Source organism: Sulfurimonas sp. (assembly GCF_041563035.1).
Taxonomy (GTDB): domain Bacteria; phylum Campylobacterota; class Campylobacteria; order Campylobacterales; family Sulfurimonadaceae; genus Sulfurimonas.
On record NZ_JBFFNS010000006.1, the window covers coordinates 42524 to 63450 of the forward strand.

Here is a 20927-nt window from a genome sequence, read left to right on the forward strand (position 1 = left end):
GGATTATAATGGCTAAAAAATTTATAGATGTAATGGACACAACTTTTAGAGATGGTTTTCAATCGGTTTTTGGTGGTCGCGTACTGATGGATGACTTTTTTCCAGCAGTAGAAGCAGCAAAAAGAGCAGGTATTAATCACTTTGAATTCGGTGGTGGAGCAAGATTTCAATCTTTATACTTCTACCTAAGAGAAGATGCTTTTGAAATGATGGACAAGTTCCGTAAAATTGTTGGTCCGGATGCGAATCTCCAGACTCTAGCTCGTGGTGTTAATACCGTAATGTTAGACACAGGTAGTAAAGAGTTGATTGATCTTCATGCAAAAATGTTTAAAAAGCACGGTACAACTACAATTAGAAACTTTGATGCACTTAATGATGTTGAAAACTTAAAATATTCAGGTGAGAGAATTGCTCATCACGGGCTTAAGCACGAAGTTGTTGTTACAATGATGGATCTTCCTCCAGGATGTCATGGTGCACATACAACAGAATTTTATGAGAAAACTCTTCGTGAGATTTTAGATAGCGGTATCCCATATGATAGCATCTGTTTTAAAGATGCTTCTGGTACTTCAAACCCTCAGAAAGTTTTTGATACTATTAAAATGGCTCGTAAACTAATCCCAGAAGGAACTCATTTACGTCTTCATACTCATGAGACTGCCGGTGTATCTGTTTCTGCTTATATGGCAGCTTTAGAAGCTGGCGTTGATGGTATAGATATGGCTGCTGCTCCAGTTTCTGGTGGAACAAGTCAACCTGATATCTTAACTATGCTTCATGCTACAAAAGGTATGGATTATGACCTTGGTGGCTTAGAAATTGACAAAGTATTGACTTATGAAAAAGAGTTACAGCATTGTTTATCTGACTATTTTATGCCTCCTGAAGCGACAATGGTTTCTCCAATTATTCCATTCTCACCAATGCCAGGTGGTGCATTAACTGCAAATACGCAAATGATGCGTGACAACGACATCTTAGATAAATTTCCAGAAGTTATTGCTGCAATGACAGAGGTAGTTGAAAAAGGTGGTTATGGTACATCTGTAACTCCTGTTTCTCAATTCTATTTCCAGCAAGCACTTAATAATGTAATGCAAGGTCCTTGGAAAGCTATAGCTCCTGGTTATGGAAAAATGGTTCTTGGTTATTTTGGTAAGACTCCAGTTGCTCCAGACCCAGAAGTTGTTAGAATTGCTTCAGAAAAATTGGGCTTAGAACCAACAACAGAAAAAGCTCTTGATTTAGCTAATGCTGATGAGAGTAAATCTTTAGAGACTTGGATCAATAAGCTTAAAGAAGAAGATATAGAAATAACAGAAGAAAATATATTTATTGCAGCTGCTTGTCAAGAGAAAGGTATCGCTTTCCTAAAAGGCAAGGGTGAGTTTAATGTTCGTAAAATATCAGAAATGAAAAAAGAAAGTGAAGGAAGTTTTAATATGGGTAGTGGAAATTATACAGTTGTAGTAGATGGTCAGAAGTTTAGTGTTCAGGTTGCAGAAGGCGACGCAAATATTCAAGTAACTGCAGTAGATGGAGAGAGTGTAGCTCCAGCTTCAGTAGCAAAAACTTCTGGTGATGAAGTTTCAATTAAAGCGCTTCTTCCGGGTAACGTTTGGAAAATTGTTGCTAATCCGGGTCAAAGCGTAAACGAAGGTGATGTAATCATGATTTTAGAGTCTATGAAAATGGAAATTGATGTTGTTGCACCTCGTGGCGGCGTTATTAAGTCTATCAATGTTGCAACAAACGACAAGGTAGTAGAAGGTCAAGTCGTAGCAGTATTAGGATAAATAGATGAAATCTTTTGTTATAAAATTACTTGCACTGATGCTTTTTAGCTTTGGTGCATTACACGCTAGTGCTCCTGCACCAACTGAGGCTCTTTCAGCACATCAAGAGGAGACTTATAAAACTAAACCATTTACTGAAATGGTTGGTGGTTTTTTAAAATCAACAGGTATTAATGCCCTGATTAACCCTGATCCAAATGAGAAGAATGCTCATGGTGAAGATATGAGTAACTTTCATAAGTCTTGGGGACGCGTACTTATGATTTTGCTTACATTTTTCCTATTTTGGTTAGCTATTAGAAAAGGATTTGAGCCATTATTATTACTGCCGATCGCTTTTGGTGGTCTTTTAGCCAACATTCCAGTTGCAAATATTGCAGGTGCTCATGGCTTTTTAGGTGTTATATATAATATGGGTCTATCAAATGAGATGTTTCCAATCATCATATTTATGGGTGTTGGAGCAATGACTGACTTTGGTCCACTTCTTTCAAACCCTAAAACAGCACTTCTTGGTGGCGCTGCACAGTTTGGTATTTTTGGAACACTTGTTGGAGCTGTTGCATTATCTCAAATGGGTTTTGTTGATTTTACTCTTCAACAAGCAAGTGCGATTTCTATTATTGGTGGAGCTGATGGTCCGACATCTATCTTTATCGCGACTAAACTTGCACCTGAGCTTCTAGGAGCAATTGCAGTTGCATCTTATTCATATATGGCTATGGTTCCTATTATTCAACCCCCTATCATGAAAGCATTAACAACTGATGCAGAGAGAAAAATTAAAATGACTACACTTCGTCATGTATCTCGTTTAGAGAAGTTAGTTTTTCCTGTAATGGTTCTTAGTCTTGCTATTTTAGTTCTACCGGAATCAACACCACTAATTGGTGCATTTATGTTTGGTAACTTCTTAAAAGAGTCTGGTGTTGTTGAGCGTCTTAATGATACTCTTCAAAATGCACTAATTAACATTGTAACTATTTTCCTAGGTCTTGGTGTTGGTTCAAAACTGGCAGCTGATCAGTTCTTAGTTCCAGATACAATGTTTATTATGGCTCTTGGTATTATTGCGTTCTCTGTAGGTACTGCAGCGGGTGTTATTATGGCTAAGATTATGAACCTGTTCCCAGGACATAAGATTAATCCATTAATCGGTTCTGCTGGTGTATCTGCTGTTCCAATGGCAGCTCGTGTATCAAATAAAGTCGGTATGGAGTATGACCGTTCTAACATGCTTCTGATGCACGCAATGGGTCCAAATGTTGCAGGTGTTATCGGTTCAGCAGTTGCTGCGGGTGTACTTATCTCTTTATTTCAATAACTAACTATTTAGTTATTACTATTCATCCATTTGGATGAATAGTAGAATCTCTTTTTATTAAAAAAATTCAATCTCTCCAGACTCTAGTTCATCTTCTGTAAATATTGATATGATTTGACGTATACTAAGCGTTGTAGGATCATGAATATGATGAGAATTTTTCATAGCAATACTCTCTACACTAAACCTATCAACATAACGATGCATGTCAGAACTAACCGCATCAAAAAGACTAAATACACTATCACTGTCACTTGTTAAAACATTCATAAACTCATCTGTGTGCTCACTTAATGCCTGTGAAAGCTCATCCATACTTGCTGCTAATGAGTCTAAATATGGTGAATATCTAAGCAGTAAAGAAGATGTCTTAGAGAATATTTTTGCAATTTCTAAAATATCATCTTTATTTGAATGCATAAGTGCAAGAGAAATATATTCGGATATCTCATTAAAATATTCTAGTAAATCATCGGCATCATCTTTCAAAAATACTACATTCTCGTCACCTTCATCATCATCTTTTTCGAAATACTCTGGCATGATCTCATCAGTTTGAGTCTCTTCATCATTTGAAGTTGCCATTTTCAATAATTTCTCAACTTGAGCGTGTTTTGTATCTATAGTGTTGTTTTTAGATTTTATCTCTTTTAATTGTTTCTCTAACTCTTCATTCTTTTCATTTAACTCATTAACTAATTCTATATTTTGTATCTGAGTATATGCATCTCTGCTTATTGGGTATAGAGTATTAATAACTTCATTTTGAATGATTGGCTTTAATATGAAGCTGTTTATTCCTGCTTTTACCAAGTCAATTAATATATCAGACTCATTATGTGCGGATATAGCAACAATCTTTTGTTCTGTATTTATCTCTTTAATCTTAAATATCATTTCTATACCATTCATCTTTGGCATATTTATATCTGTAATCACCATATCGTACTGTTTTTTGTTGTATAGAGCTAGACCTTCTTCTCCGTCGCATGCTGAATCAATCTCTTTAAAAAAAGGCTCAAACAGAAAAACTGTACTCTCTCTTAATTGTGAGTCATCCTCAACGTATAAAACAGTTAGATGCTTCGTATACTGTCTTAAATCTTTTGCACTGTACATATTAATCCTTTTTTTTTGATTTGGGGATACTTATAATAAACTCTGCACCATTATAAGCTTTGGAATTGTTAACACTTAAGCTTCCATTTACATGATGCTCTATGATTGTTTTTGCCATATGAAGTCCAAGCCCGGTTCCATTTTTTTCATTTTTTGTTGAAAAGTATGGCAAAAATATGTTATTAATTATATCATCCGGAATACCACCCGCATTATCAGCAATACTTACTATAATATTATCAGCATCTTGTGTTATATGAATAGATATTTTTGCCTCATCAGTTCCTTTGTCCAATAGGGCATCTACAGCATTGTTTATTATGCTTATGAAGACTTGTTTTAACTCACCTTCAAATGTATAAACTTCTCTGTTGTCAACCTCTGCACACTTATAATCTACTTTTATATTGTTTCCATTAGGATTAAGTATTCTAAGTACACTATCCATTGCATCGCAGATATCAATAATAGTTTTTTTGTTGTCAGGACGATAAAAGTTTCTAAAATCATTTACTGTTTTTGAAAGAAATATAGCCATATTCTCAATCTTGTCAAATGCTTTATTAAAGTCAGAAGTAATAGATAAGATAGGATTTTCTTCATCATCATAGATACCAAGATCAAGCCTCGTTTTTAGTCCTGATAAGGTTGTTGTTATAGAAGATAGCGGTTGTCTCCATTGATGCGATATCATAGATATCATCTCACCTGTTTGAGCAAGTTTTGATTGTTGAATCAGCATCTGCTCCTGATCTTGTTTCTCTTTTGTTATTTTGACTATCTCTTTGTTTAATTCATTTGCCTGTTCTTGCAGTTGTTTTGCCTGTAAAACAATTGAAATTTGTTCCATACTTACATGCATGAAGTTATTTATCGTAAAAGGTTTTACAATAAAACCGGAAATATTCAAAGAGAGTAAATCCATCAGTTTATCAGATTCATTACTGGCTGAGATTACAATGAATTTTTGTTTTGGATTTATCTCTTTGATTTTTTTTATTAATTCTATACCATGCATACCCGGCATATTGAGATCCGTATATATTATGTCATATTTATTTTGTTTAAACATCTCAAGTGCTTCTGCCCCACTGTTTGCTATGTCTACGGACTCAAAAAAACGTTGTGCTATCTCTTTGTAATATTTTGTGAGTTCAACTTCATCATCTACCATTAGTATGGAGATATTCAAACACATTTGCTTAAACTGTTTTATATCTTCTAAGTTAATATTCATAAAACATCCTATAGTAGCTTTGTTGATGGAATGGAGAAGTAAAACCCTTGATACTCGTCTATTCCTAACTCTTTTAGTGCAAGAAAAATCTCTTGTGTACTAACAAACTCTGCAATTACTTTGATGTCTAACTTATGTGAAAACTCACAAATAGCTTTTATAAGAGTATATGTACGATCGTCTTCTAATATATTTTTTGTTAAAGAAGCATCTATTTTAATAAAATCAGGATCTAGTTTTAAAATATGTTCAAAGTTTGAATATCCGGATCCAAAATCATCTATTGCTATCCTAACACCTTTATCTCTAAACTCCTTTAGCACATTTATAACTAATTCATAGTCACTTACTGTCTCACTCTCTAATATTTCCAGTATTAGTCTGTTTTCTACTCCGTGCTTTTGTATTTGTTCATGTAGGAACTCAACTCTTAGTGAGTCTGATAAGTCCTCAAAAGATAAGTTGATAGAAAAATCTATATCTTTATCCTGCATAAATAAAAATGTTTTTTGGACCATTATTCTTGTTAATTTATTATACTGTCTTGTATTTACCGCAGCATCCAGAAAGAAGAATGGTGATATTAATTTTTCTTCACCATTATCGTCCTGTTTTAGACGCATTAGACTTTCATATTTGACAATATTTTGAGACATGTCTACTATACCTTGAAATACAGGTATAATAGAATCATTCTTTAGAGCAGACTTTATCTCTTTTTTCCAGTATAGATCGTTTATAAGTCTTTTGGAAGTATCCATTTCTTCACTATATAAAGCAATTGTCAAGTTATTTTTTTTTGCATGTTTTAGTGCCATATCTGCTTTGATATATGGGCGTTCTTCATTTACACTAGCGCCTATAGTTACTTCAATTTCTATATCTTCTTCTATCTCCTCAAGATATATTTTTATACTTTCAAAATGATTTAATAGTTTTTCTTTTTGCACATCAAAACTCTCTTGGATAGAAGAAGCTTTGTCTCTTTGAAGTACAAAACCATCTCCATAAACTCTATAAACTGTGTAGTTATTATTTTGATTGAAGTCTTGTAAGTTCTGAGCAAATTTTTTCAAAATTGTATTTCCAGACTTTAGTCCATAGATGTCGTTGAATTTTTGAAAGCCATTAATATCTATTAAAAAAATTGTCTCATTAGAGCTTGAACCAATGTTTTTCATCATAAAAGTATGATTTCTAAGATTAGTCAAACTGTCATGATATAGTCTATGCTCTAGTTCTGCTGTTCTCTCTTGTACCTTAGCTTCTAGATTTGCATTAGATGATTCTAGTTCTATTTGGTAGTTTTGTATCTCTTTTTGAAGGTGGATTTTCTCAACAGATTTTAAAAGAGTATCTGTAAATTGGCTTATTTCAAGAGGTTTTAGCAGGTAGCCGTCTATGCCTATCTGGATGCTAGATATAAAATAATTTTCCTCATTATGCGCGGAGAGAATAAGTATGGGAATAGATTTGTTTATGCTTTTAATCTCTTTTGCCATCTCTAAACCATTCATCTTTGGCATGTTAATGTCTGTTAATATCATATCAAATTCATTCTCTTTAAACTTTGCTAAACCATCTTCTCCATCTGCAGCGACTGTAATTGATTTGAAAAAACGTTTCAGCATCTCCATAGTAAATTGTCTTGCTTCTTCATTGTCTTCTACATATAGTATATTTAAATCATTACATAAAACTACACATTCTTGGATTCTATTGTGCATCTTGACTCTCCTTTGTGTCTATTGGAAGAGCAATTGTAAACCTTGCTCCATACTCACTGTTTTCTACTTTTAAACTGCCTTTACAGTGATCTTCTATAATAGTTTTAGACATATATAGTCCAAGTCCAGTTCCGTCTTTTGCTGTTTTAGTGCTAAAGTAAGGCTCAAATATACTGTTTAATATATCTTCTGGTACTCCACCAGCATTATCTTCCAATATTAAGTAAGCATTTTCATCATCTTTATGTCCACTTATGCATATAGAAGCATCTTTTATCTCTTTTTCCAATAGAATATCTTCTGCATTTTTTAGTATATTCAGTATTACTTGTTTTACTTCATTTGGATAGGTGTTTACACTGATATTTTCATCTAGTTCCAATTTTATTTTTATATTTTTAGTCTTAAGTGTTGGTCCAATAATCCCAATACTACTCTTTATTAACTCTTTAACAGTTACTTTTTTTATGCTTTTTTCTTCTTTGAAAAAACCTCTAAAATCATCTATAGTTGAAGATAGATGCTGAGATAATTCATTTATAGATTCTAATCTTTCTTGAAAAAAATCTGCTTTATATTGATCCATCATAATATCAATACTTAAAGTTCCGGATATGGCAGATATAGAAGCCAATGGTTGACGCCACTGATGGGCTATCATGCTAATCATTTCTCCCATTTGAGCTAAGCGAGACTGTTGTAACATATGTGATGATTGTTCTTCATTCTTTTTAACTTCTTCTTTTACACGCTGTTCTAGAGACATATTAAGAGATTCCAAGTCATTTTCAAGCTTTTTCATATTTGTAATATCATGCCAAACTATATGTGTCACTTCCTCACCTTTAATAATGAACTTAGTACGTATGACATCAACCATTATATGTTTAGAGTCTAATGTAACATACTCCCACTCAAAACGTGTAGTATTTTCATCGGCAATAATGTCTTTTTTAAGAGAGGATAGTTGACCATCTGGTTGAAACTCTGGAGAAAAATCCATGGGTGACTTATTTTTAATGTCACTTTTGCTTTTTAATTTTAAAAGAGTCAGCGCAGCTTCATTACAGTCTGTAAAGACACTGTTTTTCATCAGCAATGTTGCATTTGCAGATTGGTAAAAAAGTGTTTCATAGACCTCTTTTTGTTCAGCAACTAAATCAAGGTTTTCTTTATATGATAGAGTTAGATATAGACGACTATAAAATTCCCCATTGCTAAATGGTTTATTTAAGTAGTCATTTGCTCCATGCTTCATGCAGTCAACAATGGTTGATTGCGCATTAACTGATGATATAACAATTATTGGAATCTCTTTTAGCTCATAGTTGTTTCTGATACTCTTAATAAGCTCCAGACCATTTATATTAGGCATCTCATAGTCTGTTATAATAAGGTTTATATTAATGTTATTATTGAGTATATCCAATGCTTTTTGTCCATCTTCAGCTTCAAGGACGTTAAACTTATGTCTTTGTAGTAAGTTTGATATAATTGATCGAAACAGGGCAGAGTCATCAACTATTAGTATTGTTTCGTGTTTATTGATCTCAAGTCTTTTTACAAGTTTTACAGTATCCTCAGCATTGGAGAGTGATAACTTATCAATATAGTCTACGACATCTTCTTTTACAAGCTTTTCTCTGATTTTAGGATCTTCTTCACCACTGAGTAAAACAACTGAAATCTCTTTTCTTATTACATACCGAACTACAGATTCCGGATTGTCACTACTATCTAAAGATATAAGTGCTAAATCTACGTATGTTTTTTCTTTTAAAAGATCTTTTAGTTCTTTAAATGAACTTACACTTAGAACTTCATAACCAAGCGGAGCTATCAAGTTTTTATAATAAAGTTGAATTGTTTTACTCTCTTCAACTATGACAGCAGTCTTTTTGTCAAGCATATTAGTTGTCTCCGATTTTATCATTGGCAAAACTAGTCAGTAACTCTATAAGTTTTGAAAGCTTTAGGGGTTTTTCTAAGTAGTCTGTAACACCGGCATGGTTTGCAGAGTCTTTAAAGGAACACTCATTATGCGCTGAAAGTAATATTATTGGTACATCGCTATTTAAATCTCTGATGTTTTTACTCATCTCTATACCATTCATTTTAGGCATATTTATATCTGACATTATTAAAGAAATATCTTTTGCTTTAAAAAGTTCCAATGCTTCTTCTCCATTTTCACAAACATTTATATTCTTAAAAAATCTACTCAACAACTCCATGGTAAATTGTCTGGCTTCTTCGTTGTCTTCAACATAAAGCAGTTTTATATTATTGCAATATGAGAGTATTTCATTCATTGGATTATTCATAATTCTTCTCCGTCAGAAAATATGGGTAGTATTATTGTAAAAGAAGCACCATTGTGAGTGTTGTTTAGTAAAAGTTTTCCTCTGCAGTGTTCTTGAATAATTGTTTTTGACATATATAGTCCAAGTCCTGTTCCATCCTTTTCTTTCTTTGTACTAAAATATGGATCGAAAACTTTATCAACGATATCTTCAGGTATTCCACCTGCATTGTCTTCTATATTTATACAGACTTGAGAATCTTTAGTATATACATTTATCCAAATTTTGGCTTCTTCTATATGTTTTTCTAAAAGTATATCTTCAGAGTTTTTTATAAGATTTAGAAGAACCTGCTTTATTTCATTCAGGTGGCTTTTGATTTTTGGTTTACCTTCATGATTAATAATTAGGTTGATGTTTTTATTTCTTAGTGTTTGACCAATAATTGCTATTGATTCATCGATGATAGTCTTAACTTCAGAGATTTCTTCCTTTTTGTCATCTTTAAAGAAAGTTCGAAAGTCATCTATAGTTGAAGATAGATGCTGGGATAACTCACTAATAGCTTCAAGTCTGTCTTTAAAGAATTTATTATTGTAATTATCCATCATAAGGTCAAGTGTTAGTGTCCCTGATATGGCAGAAATGGAAGCTAGAGGTTGTCTCCATTGATGGGCTATCATACTAATCATTTCCCCCATCTGAGCTAAACGAGACTGTTGTAACATATATCCCGTCTTTTCATTGTTTTTTTCTATCTCTAAAGCTACTCTGTTCTCCAAAGTACTTGATAGTTCTTCAAATGCTTTTGTTACAGTGGTTTCTTCATTGATAACGTTGTAGCCAATAATAACTCCGTTTTTGTCAATATCAGGAGATATATTTGCATTTACCCAGAAAAAACTTCCATCTTTTTTTCTGTTTTTTATCTCTCCTGTCCATGTCTTTCCGCTCTCAATAGTTTTCCATATCTCTAAAAAAATACTTCGTGGCATATCAGAATGATTAATAAAGGTGTGTTTTTTACCAAGTAGCTCTTCTGCACTATATCCAGATATATTTTGAAAAGCTTTACTCACATAGATAATATTACCTTGCGTATTCATTTTGGATGCAATGATGTTTTTGTCAAAAGAGTCTAACAGTCTACGAACTTCATCTGTAATCTCAACAAGAGAACGATTACTTTTTATAATATTGTCGTATGGAAGTAGAAGATAGTTTAGCAGTGTGTGAAAAGAGTTATAGAGTTGCCCCAACTGATCAGGTCTATTTTTCAAGTCGATAGTGTCTTCAGTATTTAGTATGGAAAAATCACCTTTGTTTATCTTCTCAGACATCCTAATGAGTATATTTAGTGGATCTACAATACTTTTAATGATGGTAATAGCAATGATCGAACTAAGTAAAACTACAAATACAAGAGCAATAATGAGTAGATTAATTGTGCTTTTTTCGTTTTTTTGAGCAACATTTAAAAAATCACTCGCTCTATTATTAGAATACTCACCCAACAAATGCATCTCTTTATGAAGGGACTGCATAAGTTTATATCCGTTTGTATTCATAAACAGTTGAGCTTCCTCTATATTTCCTTCTTTGATCATTTGAATTACATTTGTTCGTATAGGAACAGTGCTTTTATATATTTCATATGCTTTTCTTACATCTGATTTGGAACCAAGATATCTATCGAGTATGATTCCAAAATGTTTTTCTATATTTTTGTCATGTAAATTTACTTTTATAATTTGTCCATCAATAAAGAATTCGTTTTTATTGATCATCATAGAGAGCACGGCAGCGTGAATAGTCATCATATCAGCGTGTATATCTTTTACTGAGTTGTTTACTGTATATGGATGGTTAAACATATCTTTGGTTATGTTTGAACCCTCTTTAAACTCTAAAATTACAAAGATGCCTAAAAATACAGTAATGAGAGTGATTAATGAAAAGCCAAGACCTAGTCTTTTTCCAACTGTTATTTTATAGAAATTCAATGCACTCTCCTTTTTTAAAATTATTATTGTGTAGTATTGAGTTTTTTAAATTCTCGTATTAACTCCATTTTATCTTGAGTAATATTATCCTTATTAGCAGATCCACTGTCAAATAAAGACATAAGATTTAAATCAGTAACATCTCTTGATTTTAAAATTGGGTGTCTTTTTATACCTTTATGATTTTCTATCTTTGTATGAAAGAGTGTCCCAAAACTTTTTATTACATGTTCGTACCAGGATTCTGAGTCTGAACTATAAAGGAATTCCTTATGTTCTAGTAGTAATTTATCCATATTAAACTTTTCATTAAACTCATCCAGTGTATCTACACCAAAAAATTCTAAGAATCGCTTGTTTGGCAGTATAAAATTTCCTTCAAACATCATTACGGCTATGTTGTTTTGATAGTTGAAAATGTTTTGAGGCTGATTTAAAAGCAGACGACGATTTTCTTCTTTATTAATTGATAAGATTGTGTCGTAAAGGACATTGTTCATTTTTGGCATGTTAATATCTGTGATAACAATTTTCAGTTCATGCTCTAGAAATTTTCTATAGCCTTCTTTACCATCATTTGCAATGATAAAATTGTCGCTTACTCTCTCAAATAATTTTTGTATATTATCACATAGTCCAAGGTTGTCTTCTACATATAACAGTTTAATGTCCGCCAAAAGTTTTTCAATTGTCTTTATCCTATCGCCAACCACTTTAGCCCCCTATATGCAGTACTTTATGGAATAAAATACATTATACATATATTAAAATTACTTATTACTTAAGCGAAAATATAATCACTTAAACGTGATATTAGATTAAAAATAATATATAAAAAATTATGATTTTATGAAAAAGTCGTAGGAGAAAAATTAGCTTGTCTACAAAGAGACAAGCTAGATGTGGTAGTTAACTATGAGTATTCATTACTTCTATAATGAGTGGTATTACATTATGGCTTTTAGTTTTATCTATAAAGCCACTTGCACCAAGCATTTCTGCTTCCCTCTTGTTGTTTTCCCCAGTCATAGAGCTGTTTACGATAATAGGTATATTTTTAGTGGTAACATTTTTTCTTAATGTTTGAATTACAGTAAAACCTGACATCTCTGGCATCTCGATATCTGTAATAATAGCCGGAATTATTGAAGGATCTTTCATCTCAAAAATATAATCAACCAGTTTTTTCCCATTATCAAAGAGTTTCATCTGAATGCCAGCATTCTTAAAAATCTGGATTAGGTGTCTTTGTGCTGTTTTGGAGTCTTCCGCAATTAGCACTTCTCCATTAATAAGTTTTGTAGGCATATTCAAGTCTTTGATATTCTCAGGTGATTCATGTACATTAACCATTGCCTGAGGAACTACATCTGCTAATAGTTTCTCATAGTCCAAAATAAGACATAGGCTACCATCTTCAAGTCTGGTATCATTCATTACAACGCCATCATCTTTTAGTCTATAGCTATCTGGTGCATGCATTTCATTCCAGTTTTTCTTTATAACTCTATATGCAGACATGATTCTAAGACCTATGATAATTCCATTGAAGTCACAGATGAGTATGTTTGATAGAGCTATTTCTTCTTTGGTTAGAGTTGTTCCTAACCATTCAGGAAGATTCAATATTGGGATCTGAAGTCCACGAAGTATAATCGTTCCTTCAAGAAGAGGATGAGCTGACGGAATTTGAGTCATAAAATGATTTTTAGACTCAACAACTTCTCTTGTTTTAAAAACATTGATCGCATAAAAAGCAGAACCTTCTTCGTTATTAATCCTAAAAACTAAAAGTTGAAGTTCATTGTTTTTTGCTAGATTTGTAGTTGAATCTACCTTGGACAAAACAGACATATGTACCCTTTAATTAAAACTTCTTAAATAGTACCAAAAATAAAATGAAATTATGCTTGAATGTTAATAATGAAATGGTAAAATATCTTCAATTTTAATAAAGGTATTAAGAAGTGAAAATTTTAACAATTTTATTTTTAACGTTTACTTTGTCGTTTGCTAAAGTCTATTATTCAAAAGTTGAGCCATATGAGGTTAGGGATATCTCATCAAATGTTTCTGGTTTAGTCATATTTATAGATGAGAATATGATAGGTAAGAAGTTGACATCTAAGGCTTATCTTCGCATAGACTCTGAGCTTGATTCTAAAGAACTTATTTTTATAAAAGAAAAGTTGGAGTATCTAAGAGAGATAGTTAGTGTAAACAAAAACGTTTTAGTTAATCTAGAAAAATCTCTCAATAGAAAAAGAGGTAACTATAAACGTATAGAAGACCTGAAATTTAAATCAGTTGTTGAAAAAGACAAAGAGTATCATGAACTTATATCTAGTGAAAACCTTTATCTAAGTACACAAAAAGAGATACAAAACTTAAAAGTTCAAATCACAGATTTAAAATTAAGAGAGGCCCATCTTCAAAGAAGCATCAAAGATAAATATCTTAGTGATGAGGGTTTTGTACTTTATGAGATCTCAGTTAAAGTAGGGCAGGTTGTAGGCATCTCAACACCTCTTGCAAAAGTAGCTGATATTTCAAGAGCTAAACTTACCATTTATCTTGACGAGTCAGACGTAGCAGATGCAAAAAATAAAGTTGTATATATAAATGGTGAAAAAACATCATATAAAATCTCAAGAGCACTAAATATAGCAGATTCTAAAAACATTTCAAAGTATATGGCTCAGATCATCATAGATTCTCCAAAGCTTTTCTCGAAGCTTTCTACGGTTGAGCTAAAAGATAAATAAATGTTGAGTAATATAACTGCATGTCCACTTGATTGTTATGATGCTTGTGGAATCTCATATGAAGATTCAAAGATAAAGCCTTTAAAAATAGGTCACACAAGTGGTTTTTTATGTCCACATATGAACCACTACGAAAAATATGAAACGATTCAAACACCTAGATACAAAGGTAAAGAAATCACTATGGAAGGTGCATTGATTCACTTGGCTCAGATGCTGCGTGAGTCAAATCCAAGTGAGATTTTGCATTATAGAGGAAGTGGGAACTTTGCTCTGATGCAAGAAGTAAGTGATCACTTTTTCTCTTCTTACGGTGCTACTTTAACTGAGGGGAGTCTTTGTGACGGAGCAGGTGAAGCCGGAATCATAGAAGGAAGAGGCTCAAACAAAAATATGCCTTTATCAGAGATAGAGAAGTCTGAAGTAGTTATATTTTGGGGTAGAAATCCACATACAACATCAAGTCATCTCCTACCTCTTATAAAAGATAAGAAGATTATCGTCATTGATCCTGTAAAAACAAAAATAGCAAAAATGGCAGACCTGCACATGCAGATAAAACCAAGAGGTGATCTCCACCTTGCTATGTTGTTTAGCAGGTTTTTACATATTGACCACGGTTGTGACATAGAGTACCTTGATAAACATGCAACTGAGTATGAAGAATTTTATGAACTTACTCAGACTATTCGCATCAAGGCTACTTTAGATGAGATAGGTATTACTTTAGGTCAAATAGGTGAAGTAATTGAACTTATCAAAGACAAAAAAGTAGCCATAGTCTGTGGTGTAGGTATACAAAAATATAGAGAGGGTGCAGATATCATAAGAGCTATTGATGCTTTTGCTGTCATGCTTGGACTCTTTGGCAGAGAAGGCTGTGGAGTATCTTACCTTGGTTCTTCAAGAGAACATATCTCTTCGCCATTCAATAAAAAAGCAAAGAGAGTATCTAAAGTAAATACAGAGTTTTCCAATTTTAAGACTGTATTTATACAGGGTGCAAACCCACTATCTCAGATGCCGGACTCTTTAAGGGTTAAAAAATCTATATCAGATACTCAAAATGTAATCTATTTTGGGCTATATGAAAATGAGACAAGTGAAATCGCTGACTTGATTATTCCGGCCAAGAGCTTCTTGTCAAAATATGATGTTAGAACATCATATTCTCATAATGCCATGATGTTTATGGATAAAGTTACTGAGAGCGAGACAGGGATAAGCGAATATGACTTAAGTGCTTATCTTTGTAAGTATTTCAACATTGACATAGAGAGTGAAGAGTTTTATCTAAATCATTTTAAAGATTGTTCAGTTGAAAAAGATGATGGCATCTGGCATGTAAAGCAAAGAGAAGAAGTTCCGTATCAAGATGGTTTTGATACTGATGATGGGGAGTTCTTATTTTTGGATGAGTTTGAAAATAACTTAGAAAAAACTGATATGCTTCACCTTATAACTATGAAGAGTGATACAAGTCTTAACTCCCAGTTTAAGCGTCAAGAGAGCGTCTATATAAACAGTTCGCATGGACTTAAAGAGGATGAAGTAGTAACTATATCTTCTGCAAATGGAAGCGTAGAGCTGAAAGTAAAAATAAATGATGATTTAAGAGATGATTGTGTGCTTATATTTAGTGGGACAAAAGGTGTTAACAACTTAACATCTTCTAAACACTCTTACGAAGGCAAGAGTGCGATCTATCAAGAAAACAGGGTAGAACTTACTAAAGTCTAGTTTCTACTCACCATCTTCACGTGAGTAACTGAAAGTTGTTTCACCTTCAGCTTCTTTCTCTACAACTGGAGTTTCTTCTTTTACAGTATCAACATTTTTCACAACTGCTGTCTCTTGTGTTTTTGACTCTGCTCTTATCATATCTTCTTGAGGCTTTTGTTGCTCTTTTTCAATACTTGGCTGCTCCTTCTTCTCTTCAACTACAGGAGTATTTTCTTTTTTAACAGCTTCTTCCGGTTGAACATTTTTTTCCGATGGAGGAGTATAAAATGGGCTGTCCTCTTCAAACCCGATTTGCATGTTTGAACAAGCAGTAAAGAATATAATTGTAAGTATTAGAGTTAGTTTGTATGCTAGTGATTTCAAGAAATGCCTTTTTATTTGTTTACGCCATAGTATAAGATTATATATTAAAAATTGATTATATAAGATTGTTAATCATTTATACTATAATACATAAATAATTTTAGAGGTATAAATAATGAGTAATATAAAAGAATTAGATAAAAAATATGTTTTACCTACATACGCGAGAGCAGATGTAGAGTTTGTTAGTGGAAAAAATGCAAGATTAGTAGATTCTGATGGTAAAGAGTATATAGATTTTACTTCAGGTATCGGTGTTGTAAGTGTAGGTCATGCAAATGAAAGAGTTAACAATGCTATCTGCGAGCAGTTATCTAAAATCACTCATGTTTCAAACCTTTATAACATCGCGCCTCAGGCAGTTGCTGCACAAAAAATAGTTGAGACAAGTGGCTATGATATGCAGTGTTTCTTCGGCAACAGTGGAGCTGAAGCAAATGAAGGCGCAATCAAGATCGCTAGAAAGTTCGGTGAGAGAGACGGTGAAGTTAAGAGATATAAAGTAATTACTCTTCAAAACTCATTTCACGGTAGAACTATTACTACAGTTAAAGCTACGGGTCAAGAGGCTATGCACAACTACTTCGGACCATTTCCTGACGGTTTTGTATATGCTGATAATATAGATCAGGTAGAGAGCCTTATAGATGATCATACTACTGCAGTAATGATAGAACTTGTTCAAGGTGAAGGTGGGGTTCAACCACAAGACAAAGCCGAAGTTCAAGCTCTAGCGAAGATGCTAAAGTCTAAAAATGTACTTCTTATAGTTGATGAAGTTCAAACGGGTGTTTACAGAACTGGGGAGTTCTTGGCATCTAATCTTTATGAGATAGAGCCTGATATCATCACTTTAGCAAAAGGTCTTGGCGGTGGAGTTCCTATAGGTGTTGTTATGACGTCTTTAAAAGGCGTGCTTAGTGCCGGTGATCATGGTTCTACTTTTGGTGGAAACTATTTAAGCACAACAGCTGCTTGTGCTGTTATAGATGTTTTAAAAGAGTATGCAGAGAGCGGTGAGCTTGCAAAGACTACAGACTACTTCCAACAAGAGTTAGAGAAGTTCTATAGTGCACACAGAAGAATGTTTACATCTAAGGTAGGTATCGGTATGATGTGTGGATTACGTGTAAAAAATGCAGATACTTTGGCTCAAATAATCTCAAATGCAAGGGATGAGGGTGTTATGGTTTTAAAAGCCGGTAGAAACACTCTAAGATTTTTACCACCATTAACTATTACAAAAGAGGAAATAGATGAAGGTTTCAACTCTCTTAATCGCGCTGTCGCTTCTTTGTAGCACAGCTTTCGCGGCAGATGAAAAAGATCAGCCGCTAGATGCATATATCTCTAAAAACAAAAAAGATCAGTTCAAGTATGACTATGACAAAGTAGAGGCTGACAGTTCTAAACTTCGTGACTCATGGATAGCACCGCTAAACCTGCAGTACAGCTACTCAAAAAGTAATCCTTATACTGATGAGCAGACTTCTGAAAATGCCGCTTTGAAAATGGATCAGCCCATCTTTCAAAGTGGAGGTATCTATTACGGCATCAAGTTTGCGGAAGCTTCAAGGGTCTATTCAAACTACTCTGTAGAAGTTGCAAAAAGAAAGCTGGTAAAAGATGCTATCTCTCTTTTGATGCAGATAAAGCAGATGGACTTAAAGATAGAGCGTCAAAAGCTTCAAATAAAAAACTCTACTATAAGTTTAGAGCAGAAAAAAGAGCAGTATCTAAGCGGTCAACTAGACTCTGGCTTTTTAGATAATGCTATTATCGAGAGAAACTTTGTCATCCAAGCTTTGTATGACATAGAGACAAATAAAGAGAGACTTATCTCAAAGTTCAATGCTATTAGTGACTTGTCTTATACAGAGGCAAAAATTCCGCACCTAGATATGTTAAATGAAGAGCAGTTCTTAAAGTACAACATAGTGCTGAATATGTCTGAGAGTGACATAGAAAAAACTAAGTACAACAAAAATGTAACTACTGCCAAGTACCTTCCTCGTGTAAGTCTGACAGGTGGTTATAACTGGAGTAAAAGTGACAGTGCGTTTCAGTTTGGATCACATGAGAAAGATTATTATGACTACGGTGTAAGGGCATCTGTGCCACTTGACATAAACACTTTTAGAGACATAGAATCTTCAAGAATAGATTACTTAAAGTCAAAACTTGTTATTGAGGATAGAAAAAGAGAACTTCGTGCACTGTTTGAACAGGTAATGCAAAATATCGAGAACTTTGAGAAAAAGAGACTGCTTAGTATAGAGAACAGAGAGCTGTATGAAAAACTTTTATCAGAGACAAAAGATATGTATAGTGCGGGATATAAAACGAGTTATGATGTTGACTTGCTAGAGAATTCAGTTTCTATACAGATGATGGACTTGTCTATCTTTGAGATAGACAAACAGCTAGAACTCTTAACCTTGTATGAGATGTATAAACATGAAATTTAGCGAGTATATGGGTGAATGGCTATATGGAAAAAACGGCTACTACGCAACTTATAAAAACATAGGAAAAGAGGGTGACTTCTACACTGCTGTAAGTACGAGTAAGTTCTTTGGCGGAAGTGTGGCAAGACACATCATCTCTTTAGTAGATGAGGGCTTTTTAGCAAAAGATGGAGTCATCTGTGAGATTGGTGCTCACCATGGTTACTTTCTTGCTGACGTAATCGAGTTTATATACACTCTGAGACCAAAACTACTAAGCACTCTGAAGTTTGTCATCATAGAGAGGTTTGATGACCTTCAAGAGCAGCAGAGAAACTATTTCCAAGAGTCATTTGGAGATGTGGTGAGTCTAACTCACCATAATTCCCTAAGTGAGTTAAAGTGTAAAAACGCCTTTTTCATTGCAAATGAGATATTTGATGCATTTCCTTGTGAGCTTTACTACAAAGGTAAAACAGGAAGAGTCGAAGGTCATGACGTGAAGTTTGACGTAGACAATGACTGGGTAGATGCGAAAGCCAAGAAGTACAACAAAGACAGAGGCGAGATAGCCATAGGCTATGAAGAGTTCGCAAAAGAGATGGCTGACTCATGTGAGAAGTTTGAGTTTATGAGTTTTGACTATGGTGAGATGGTAGCTCGTCCTGACTTTTCTGTAAGAGTATATGCAAAACACAAAGTCATTCCATTTTTTGAAGAAGACATAAACCGCGAAGAACTGTTTGGAAAGTCTGACATAACTTACGATGTTACCTTTGAGCATGTAAAAGATGCATACGCAGATGCAGGAGTAGAGTTTGTAGAGTTAAAAGCTCAGATGGTAGCACTTGTAGATATGGGCATACTAAACCTGCTAGAGATGCTAAAAGATAACGCAGATGAAAAAATCTACGAACAAGAACTTCAAAAGGCGAAGATGCTGATAATGCCGAACTTCTTGGGTGAGAGATTTAAGATGATACGGTTTAGGAAAAATAGAAACTAATATCAATATACTATGCATTCCAACTTAGGAGAGTTGGAACGAGAAATATAAACTCTAAGTATGATTTTTAAAGAGTATAAGATAATTGTAAATTTATTACAGTATACTTCCACTTCTTTTATTGATAGGGAACACTTTGCTATAAATAAAGAACTAATATAGCCGATTTATGTATTATTAATTTTAGTATAGGTAACATGTATATAAGTGTATGACACTTAGAGTTTATTTTTAGTGAATTCTGAGTGACATATTTTGTTGGTATGTCCATATTACGTTTCAAAAACCATCGGAGTCCGTTTCAAGGCGTCAGGCTGGGGTTTGTTCATCAGTCCACACCCGTAAATTACAGTAGTTTTTGGTCTACTGTACTACTTCATCCATAACAAATAACGTTTTTAGATTTATTGTTTTGTCTTTGTGAACTCTTAATTTTACTAGTTTTACTAGATTCCTATTATATTTTTTATAAAATTTATAAACAACCTGTGACCCACCAGTTCTTCTTTCCGGAACAACTTCTTTTTCTATAGAATCAAAATTTTTTAGTATGTCAGGAATATAACATAAATAATGATGAGCTTCAGGATGCCTATTATATACATGACGAATATCATTACAATGAATGTAGCAGCTATAACCTTCTAGACTTAATCCTACATGTTGATTAACTCTTTTAATACATCTATTATGTACTGGAAATGTAATATAGTCGCTAGAATATTTATCTGCTAATGCTATTTTCATTAAATCACAAATTAACTCTTTTGGCATTTTCTGCATTTCCCTTCTAGTCTGGACTATATATATTTTTTCTATTCATAGTTTGTCTTTAAATATATAAGAAGATTATATCTTTATGAATATTTTGTTTTCATAAATTTATAAAATGTATAAATAATTTGATTTTGATGGAGAAAATCAAAGAATATCCCTATAATACGTTGTTTAGTGCATATTATTTCAGGTGTAATTTAGCATAAATTTCTTTTGAAATGTTTCACGATGTTTCACAGGATGTTGATTTAATCTTTTAAGAGTTATTATTTAAAAATTACACCCCATGGGTTGAATCTCCATTTCCGATA

Annotated in this window: 17 protein-coding genes; 7 read left to right on the forward strand and 10 right to left on the reverse strand. The window is 33.3% G+C overall.

Features of this window, described 5'->3' with window-relative positions; genetic code table 11:
- Nucleotides 1-8 precede the first annotated feature (8 nt).
- Both ABZC13_RS06020 and ABZC13_RS06025 read left to right on the forward strand, forming a co-directional pair.
- Nucleotides 9-1802, forward strand: coding sequence for a biotin/lipoyl-containing protein (locus ABZC13_RS06020; RefSeq protein WP_373001350.1), 1794 nt, complete (start codon nucleotides 9-11; stop codon nucleotides 1800-1802).
- Between the two features lie 4 nt (nucleotides 1803-1806).
- The gene (locus ABZC13_RS06025) at nucleotides 1807-3126 is read left to right on the forward strand and encodes a sodium ion-translocating decarboxylase subunit beta (protein WP_373001352.1); all 1320 of its coding nucleotides are present in this window, start codon (nucleotides 1807-1809) and stop codon (nucleotides 3124-3126) included.
- Nucleotides 3127-3183: 57 nt separating this feature from the next.
- On the opposite strand, the gene ABZC13_RS06030 is transcribed toward ABZC13_RS06025, so the two are convergent.
- The 8 genes from ABZC13_RS06030 to ABZC13_RS06065 form a co-directional block, all read right to left on the reverse strand.
- Complete coding sequence (locus tag ABZC13_RS06030; RefSeq protein ID WP_373001354.1) at nucleotides 3184-4245, reverse strand: response regulator transcription factor; 1062 nt, start codon at nucleotides 4243-4245, stop codon at nucleotides 3184-3186.
- A gap of 1 nt (nucleotide 4246) precedes the next feature.
- Complete coding sequence (locus ABZC13_RS06035; protein WP_373001356.1) at nucleotides 4247-5482, reverse strand: response regulator; 1236 nt, start codon at nucleotides 5480-5482, stop codon at nucleotides 4247-4249.
- An 8-nt stretch (nucleotides 5483-5490) separates the two neighbouring features.
- Nucleotides 5491-7209 (reverse strand): EAL domain-containing protein, encoded by a 1719-nt coding sequence (locus tag ABZC13_RS06040; protein WP_373001358.1) that lies wholly within the window; start codon nucleotides 7207-7209, stop codon nucleotides 5491-5493.
- Nucleotides 7199-9118: a response regulator gene (locus ABZC13_RS06045; RefSeq protein ID WP_373001360.1), complete on the reverse strand. Its 1920-nt coding sequence runs from the start codon at nucleotides 9116-9118 to the stop codon at nucleotides 7199-7201. Before ABZC13_RS06045 ends, ABZC13_RS06040 begins: the two co-directional genes overlap by 11 nt.
- Nucleotide 9119: 1 nt before the next feature.
- A complete protein-coding gene (locus tag ABZC13_RS06050) occupies nucleotides 9120-9533 on the reverse strand; it encodes a response regulator (protein WP_373001362.1) in 414 nt (137 codons plus the stop codon).
- Complete coding sequence (locus tag ABZC13_RS06055) at nucleotides 9530-11515, reverse strand: ATP-binding protein (RefSeq protein WP_373001364.1); 1986 nt, start codon at nucleotides 11513-11515, stop codon at nucleotides 9530-9532. The genes ABZC13_RS06050 and ABZC13_RS06055 overlap by 4 nt, the downstream gene beginning before the upstream one ends.
- A gap of 23 nt (nucleotides 11516-11538) precedes the next feature.
- Complete coding sequence (locus tag ABZC13_RS06060; protein ID WP_373001366.1) at nucleotides 11539-12228, reverse strand: response regulator transcription factor; 690 nt, start codon at nucleotides 12226-12228, stop codon at nucleotides 11539-11541.
- A 196-nt stretch (nucleotides 12229-12424) separates the two neighbouring features.
- Entirely contained in the window at nucleotides 12425-13369 is a 945-nt protein-coding gene (locus ABZC13_RS06065) for a chemotaxis protein CheW (RefSeq protein WP_373001368.1), read from the reverse strand.
- A 113-nt stretch (nucleotides 13370-13482) separates the two neighbouring features.
- On the opposite strand from ABZC13_RS06065, the gene ABZC13_RS06070 reads away from it, so the two are divergent.
- Both ABZC13_RS06070 and ABZC13_RS06075 read left to right on the forward strand, forming a co-directional pair.
- On the forward strand, nucleotides 13483-14280 hold the full coding sequence (locus ABZC13_RS06070; protein WP_373001370.1) for an HlyD family efflux transporter periplasmic adaptor subunit: 798 nt from the start codon (nucleotides 13483-13485) through the stop codon (nucleotides 14278-14280).
- Nucleotides 14281-16020, forward strand: coding sequence for a molybdopterin-dependent oxidoreductase (locus ABZC13_RS06075; protein ID WP_373001372.1), 1740 nt, complete (start codon nucleotides 14281-14283; stop codon nucleotides 16018-16020).
- A gap of 3 nt (nucleotides 16021-16023) precedes the next feature.
- Here ABZC13_RS06075 and ABZC13_RS06080 read toward each other — a convergent pair whose 3' ends face one another.
- The gene (locus ABZC13_RS06080) at nucleotides 16024-16386 is read right to left on the reverse strand and encodes a hypothetical protein (RefSeq protein WP_373001374.1); all 363 of its coding nucleotides are present in this window, start codon (nucleotides 16384-16386) and stop codon (nucleotides 16024-16026) included.
- A gap of 115 nt (nucleotides 16387-16501) precedes the next feature.
- Here ABZC13_RS06080 and ABZC13_RS06085 point away from each other — a divergent pair, with 115 nt between their 5' ends.
- The 3 genes from ABZC13_RS06085 to ABZC13_RS06095 are packed head-to-tail and all read left to right on the forward strand — an operon-like array spanning nucleotide 16502 to nucleotide 19839.
- On the forward strand, nucleotides 16502-17686 hold the full coding sequence (locus tag ABZC13_RS06085) for an aspartate aminotransferase family protein (protein WP_373001376.1): 1185 nt from the start codon (nucleotides 16502-16504) through the stop codon (nucleotides 17684-17686).
- Nucleotides 17643-18854, forward strand: coding sequence for a TolC family protein (locus ABZC13_RS06090; protein ID WP_373001378.1), 1212 nt, complete (start codon nucleotides 17643-17645; stop codon nucleotides 18852-18854). Before ABZC13_RS06085 ends, ABZC13_RS06090 begins: the two co-directional genes overlap by 44 nt.
- Entirely contained in the window at nucleotides 18844-19839 is a 996-nt protein-coding gene (locus tag ABZC13_RS06095) for an SAM-dependent methyltransferase (protein WP_373001380.1), read from the forward strand. Before ABZC13_RS06090 ends, ABZC13_RS06095 begins: the two co-directional genes overlap by 11 nt.
- A 363-nt stretch (nucleotides 19840-20202) precedes the next feature.
- On the opposite strand, the gene ABZC13_RS06100 is transcribed toward ABZC13_RS06095, so the two are convergent.
- A complete protein-coding gene (locus ABZC13_RS06100; RefSeq protein WP_373001382.1) occupies nucleotides 20203-20613 on the reverse strand; it encodes a hypothetical protein in 411 nt (136 codons plus the stop codon).
- Nucleotides 20614-20927: the final 314 nt, after the last annotated feature.

Excerpts from the sequence above, each read along its gene's own strand:
- ABZC13_RS06020 (WP_373001350.1), top strand. The coding sequence starts at position 9 with ATGGCTAAAAAATTTATAGATGTAATGGACACAACTTTTAGAGATGGT.
- ABZC13_RS06025 (WP_373001352.1), top strand. The coding sequence starts at position 1,807 with ATGAAATCTTTTGTTATAAAATTACTTGCACTGATGCTTTTTAGCTTT.
- ABZC13_RS06030 (WP_373001354.1), bottom strand. The coding sequence starts at position 4,245 with ATGTACAGTGCAAAAGATTTAAGACAGTATACGAAGCATCTAACTGTT.
- ABZC13_RS06035 (WP_373001356.1), bottom strand. The coding sequence starts at position 5,482 with ATGAATATTAACTTAGAAGATATAAAACAGTTTAAGCAAATGTGTTTG.
- ABZC13_RS06040 (WP_373001358.1), bottom strand. The coding sequence starts at position 7,209 with ATGCACAATAGAATCCAAGAATGTGTAGTTTTATGTAATGATTTAAAT.
- ABZC13_RS06045 (WP_373001360.1), bottom strand. The coding sequence starts at position 9,118 with ATGCTTGACAAAAAGACTGCTGTCATAGTTGAAGAGAGTAAAACAATT.
- ABZC13_RS06050 (WP_373001362.1), bottom strand. The coding sequence starts at position 9,533 with ATGAATAATCCAATGAATGAAATACTCTCATATTGCAATAATATAAAA.
- ABZC13_RS06065 (WP_373001368.1), bottom strand. The coding sequence starts at position 13,369 with ATGTCTGTTTTGTCCAAGGTAGATTCAACTACAAATCTAGCAAAAAAC.
- ABZC13_RS06075 (WP_373001372.1), top strand. The coding sequence starts at position 14,281 with ATGTTGAGTAATATAACTGCATGTCCACTTGATTGTTATGATGCTTGT.
- ABZC13_RS06085 (WP_373001376.1), top strand. The coding sequence starts at position 16,502 with ATGAGTAATATAAAAGAATTAGATAAAAAATATGTTTTACCTACATAC.
- ABZC13_RS06090 (WP_373001378.1), top strand. The coding sequence starts at position 17,643 with ATGAAGGTTTCAACTCTCTTAATCGCGCTGTCGCTTCTTTGTAGCACA.
- ABZC13_RS06095 (WP_373001380.1), top strand. The coding sequence starts at position 18,844 with ATGAAATTTAGCGAGTATATGGGTGAATGGCTATATGGAAAAAACGGC.
- ABZC13_RS06100 (WP_373001382.1), bottom strand. The coding sequence starts at position 20,613 with ATGCCAAAAGAGTTAATTTGTGATTTAATGAAAATAGCATTAGCAGAT.